The 3,761-nt window shown below is 60.2% G+C and carries 3 protein-coding genes and 1 pseudogene; 2 read left to right on the top strand and 2 right to left on the bottom strand.

Features of this window, described 5'->3' with window-relative positions; all coding sequences use genetic code 11:
* Together JWR14_RS20270 and JWR14_RS20265 are read left to right on the top strand one after the other, a co-directional pair.
* A pseudogene (locus tag JWR14_RS20270) lies at positions 1 to 964 on the top strand (sodium:solute symporter); the annotation flags it as partial.
* A 159-nt stretch (positions 965 to 1,123) separates the two neighbouring features.
* Positions 1,124 to 2,233 carry an FUSC family protein gene (locus JWR14_RS20265; RefSeq protein ID WP_299710426.1) on the top strand — a complete coding sequence of 370 codons (1,110 nt, stop codon included), beginning with the start codon at positions 1,124 to 1,126 and terminating at the stop codon, positions 2,231 to 2,233.
* A gap of 39 nt (positions 2,234 to 2,272) precedes the next feature.
* Here the strand turns inward: JWR14_RS20265 and JWR14_RS20260 are convergent, their stop codons facing one another.
* On the bottom strand, positions 2,273 to 2,689 hold the full coding sequence (locus JWR14_RS20260) for a VOC family protein (protein WP_299710423.1): 417 nt from the start codon (positions 2,687 to 2,689) through the stop codon (positions 2,273 to 2,275).
* 169 nt (positions 2,690 to 2,858) lie between these two features.
* Positions 2,859 to 3,761: transaldolase (tal, locus tag JWR14_RS20255; protein ID WP_299710420.1), on the bottom strand; the 903-nt coding region annotated here is incomplete at its 5' end.

Here is a 3,761-nt window from a genome sequence, read left to right as displayed (position 1 = left end):
CTACATCACGATCATCGCGGCCATGATCATCATCCCGGCACAGCTTGGCGGTTTCGGCGCGATCTTCCATGCGGTCGATCCGGCGAAGATCCTGTTGAAGGCACCCGATGCATCGAGCCTGAACGGGTATAGCGCGTATGCCACGTTAGCGGTCGGGTCGGCGCTTGCGCTATTCCTGTATCCGCACTCGGTGACGGCGGTGTTGTCGTCGAAATCGGGCAACACGATCCGCCGCAACATGGCGCTGCTGCCGGCTTATTCGCTGGTGCTCGGTTTGCTCGCGTTGCTGGGTTACATGGCGTTGGCATCGGGCGTGAAGGACATGCCGGAATTCGCTCCGTACTTCAAGGCGTACGGTTCGAACTTCGCCGTCCCGGCACTGTTCCTGCACTTCTTCCCGTCGTGGTTCGTGGGCGTGGCGTTTGCAGCCATCGGTATTGGCGCGCTGGTTCCGGCGGCCATCATGTCGATCGCAGCGGCCAACCTGTACACGCGCAACGTGCATAAGGAGTTCGTGAACACGAACATGACGCCGGAACAGGAAACCAACGTCGCCAAGCTGGTGTCGCTGCTGGTGAAGGTGGGCGCGGTCGTGTTTATTCTTGCGTTGCCGCTGACCTACGCCATCCAGTTGCAACTGCTCGGCGGGATCTGGATCATCCAGACGCTGCCGGCGCTGGTGCTCGGGCTTTACACGCGGGTTCTGGATCATCGTGGCTTGCTGCTCGGCTGGGCTGCCGGTATTGCAACGGGTACGTGGATGGCGGTGTCGCTGAAACTGGCTGGCTCCATCTTCACAATCCACCTGTTCGGCTATGCAATTCCCGGTTACGCCGCGGTGTGGGCACTGGTCGTGAACCTGGTGGTATCGATCGTGGTGAGCATCGCCGTGCGTGTGATCGGTCTCAAGCGCTCGGATGACCGCACGAGTCCTGAGGATTATTACGACGTCGCGGAAACCTGATCCCAGGACGAAGAAGGGAAAAACGGGCGATCGAATCCCGTCCTGACTCGAAAGCTGGTAAAACGCCCGTAACGGATGTTGCGGGCGTTTTGTCTTTCGGCGCCCGCTTTCATCAGCCTTTTGCCCCGCTTTTTGTCCGCTAAACTCATCGGGAACCGCATGTCCTCGACCGATACGACCAGGCCCCACCGCAGTCAGGCACGGCGTTTACTGCATGTGCTGGGTTCGCCGTATTTTCGTTATCGATACGCGAAGTACCTGCATGCTGCGCGCGTGTCGCTGGCGCTGCTTGCGTCGATTGCACTGACCTCAGGTATCGATATTCCGCATGGCGAATGGTCGTCGGTGACGTTGCTGGTGGTGATCGGCGGCTTGCAGCATCACGGCAATATCCGTAAGAAGGCCGCGGAGCGTGCGCTGGGCACGTTGCTTGGCGCGTCGCTGGGGTTGGGGCTGATCCTGCTGCAATCGGCCACCCACTCGACCATGATCACGTACGTGCTCCTGGCAGCGATCGCCGGCGTCTGCGCGTATCACGCCATCGGCAAGCCGGGATATATCGCGTTGCTGACGGCCATTACCACGATCATCGTTGCGGGACACGGCGATTTATCCATCGAAGTGGGTCTGTGGCGCACCTTGACGGTGCTGATCGGGATTGTGATTGCGCTCGCCTTTTCGTTCGTGCTGCCGCAATACGCGACCTATTCATGGCGCTATCGGCTCGCCGACAACATGCGCGACAGCGCGCGGATTTACGGCGCAATCATGGAAGGGCGGCCAATGTCCGCCGACATCCTGACCAAGCATTTCCTCACGATGAACTCACGGCTGGTCACGTCGCGCTCCTTGCTGGCGTCGGTGGCGAAAGAGATCGGTGTGCCGGCTGCCGTGCTCGACGACATCCAGCGCCAGCACCGATCAATTCTCAGTGCGCTCGAAATGATGGCGACGGCCATGCCGGCCGATGCGCCAGGATTTGCCGAAGGCCCTCACACGGACGAGCGCGCAGTGCGGCACACGTTGCTGCTGTTAGCCCGCGCGTTGCGTTTCGGGCGCGTGGGGTTGCTGCACGCCGCAACCGGGTCTGCTGCCGCGGCGGCGCGACTGGAACAGACGGCGACTGTTGCGGCGGGCCTCGCGCCCGAATTGCAGGGGCCGTACTGGCTCGCACAACGGCTGGCGGAACAGGTCGACCGGCTGCGCTTGCGGCTGATCGAGATCGAGCGGCAGTGGAACATCGAGGGTGCGCAGCCGTTTCATCGATAAAAAAGGTATAGCCCAAAGCGACGCAGACAAACGGCGGCGTCAGCCTTCCATGTCTTCCATCACGTTCACCATCCACGGCATGCCGAATCGATCGGAGACCATGCCAAAACCACTGCTCCAGAACGTGGGTTGCCAGGGCATCCGTACGTCGCCGCCAACGCTCAATGCGTCAAACATTTTTTGGCCCGAAGCGGCGTCGTCGGCGACGATCGAGATACTGAAACCCGAGAAAACCTGGGGAGCAGGGTTCACGCCATCTGACGCCATGATGACGCTCGATCCTATCCGGAAAGTGGCGTGCATGACCTTGTCCAGCCATTCGGGTGTCGCGGTCACGCCTTCGGGGGAATCCTTGAAATGCAGGACGGACAAGGTTTCCGCACCGATTGCCGTTTGATAGAACTTAAGCGCTTCTTCCGTGCGGCCGTTGAAGAACAAGTAGGGTTCGAGACGCATTGGCAACTCCTGGTTGATCGGGCAGCCTCGCCGCCCGTGCCAAAAGTCTAGCCCACGCCCGAGGGCTAAAAACGCACTCCGCGGCCTCGCTCCGCATAAAAAAAGGCGTCGGCGTAATAGCGCCGACGCCCGTTTTCAGACGCGAAATACAGCTGTTGCAACCGCGAAATTATTTCAGCGCTTCGATCAGTTTTTCGAGTTTGACCGCGTCAGCCGCGAACGCGCGGATGCCTTCTGCAAGCTTTTCAGTTGCCATGGCGTCGTCGTTGAGGAGGAAGCGGAAGCTCGATTCATCGACTTCGATCTTGCTCACCGGATCATTCGCGACCGCTTCCGGCGACAGCTTGCGTTCAACCTTTTCGTTGCTCCCGGCGAGCTTTTGCAGCAGGTCCGGGCTAATGGTCAGCAGGTCACAGCCGGCCAGTTCGGTAATCTGGCTGACGGTGCGGAAGCTCGCACCCATCACTTCAGTCTTGTAGCCGAACTTCTTGTAGTACGCGTAGATCTTGCGCACGGACTGCACGCCCGGATCGTTCGCGCCACCCATCTTGACTGCGTCCCAATCCGCGCCCGCCGACTTCTTGTACCAGTCGTAGATGCGGCCAACAAACGGCGAGATCAGTTGCGCGCCGGCGTCGGCCGCAGCCGCAGCTTGCGCGGTCGAGAACAGCAGTGTCATGTTGCAGTGGATGCCGTCCTTCTGCAGCGTTTCCATCGCGCGGATGCCTTCCCACGTCGATGCCAGCTTGATCAGGATGCGCTTGCGGTCAATGCCGGAATCTTCGTACAGCTTGATGAGTTCGTGGCCCTTCGCGATCGACCCCTTGATGTCAAACGACAGGCGGGCGTCAACTTCAGTTGATACACGTCCCGGGACGATCTTCAGGATTTCCTTGCCGAACGCGATCAGCAGCTGGTCGATGATCTGGGGCATCGGCTTGCTTGCGTGGTCCTTCACGGTCTTCTCGAGCAGCGGTTTGTAGGCGTCGTTCTGGACGGCCTTGAGGATCAGCGAGGGGTTCGTGGTCGCGTCTTGCGGCTTGAACTCGCCGAGTTGCTGGAAGTTGCCGGT

Origin of the sequence: Caballeronia sp. (genome assembly GCF_028292365.1) — a bacterium.
GTDB lineage: Bacteria > Pseudomonadota > Gammaproteobacteria > Burkholderiales > Burkholderiaceae > Caballeronia.
This window is presented reverse-complemented; position numbering and strand designations above follow the sequence as displayed.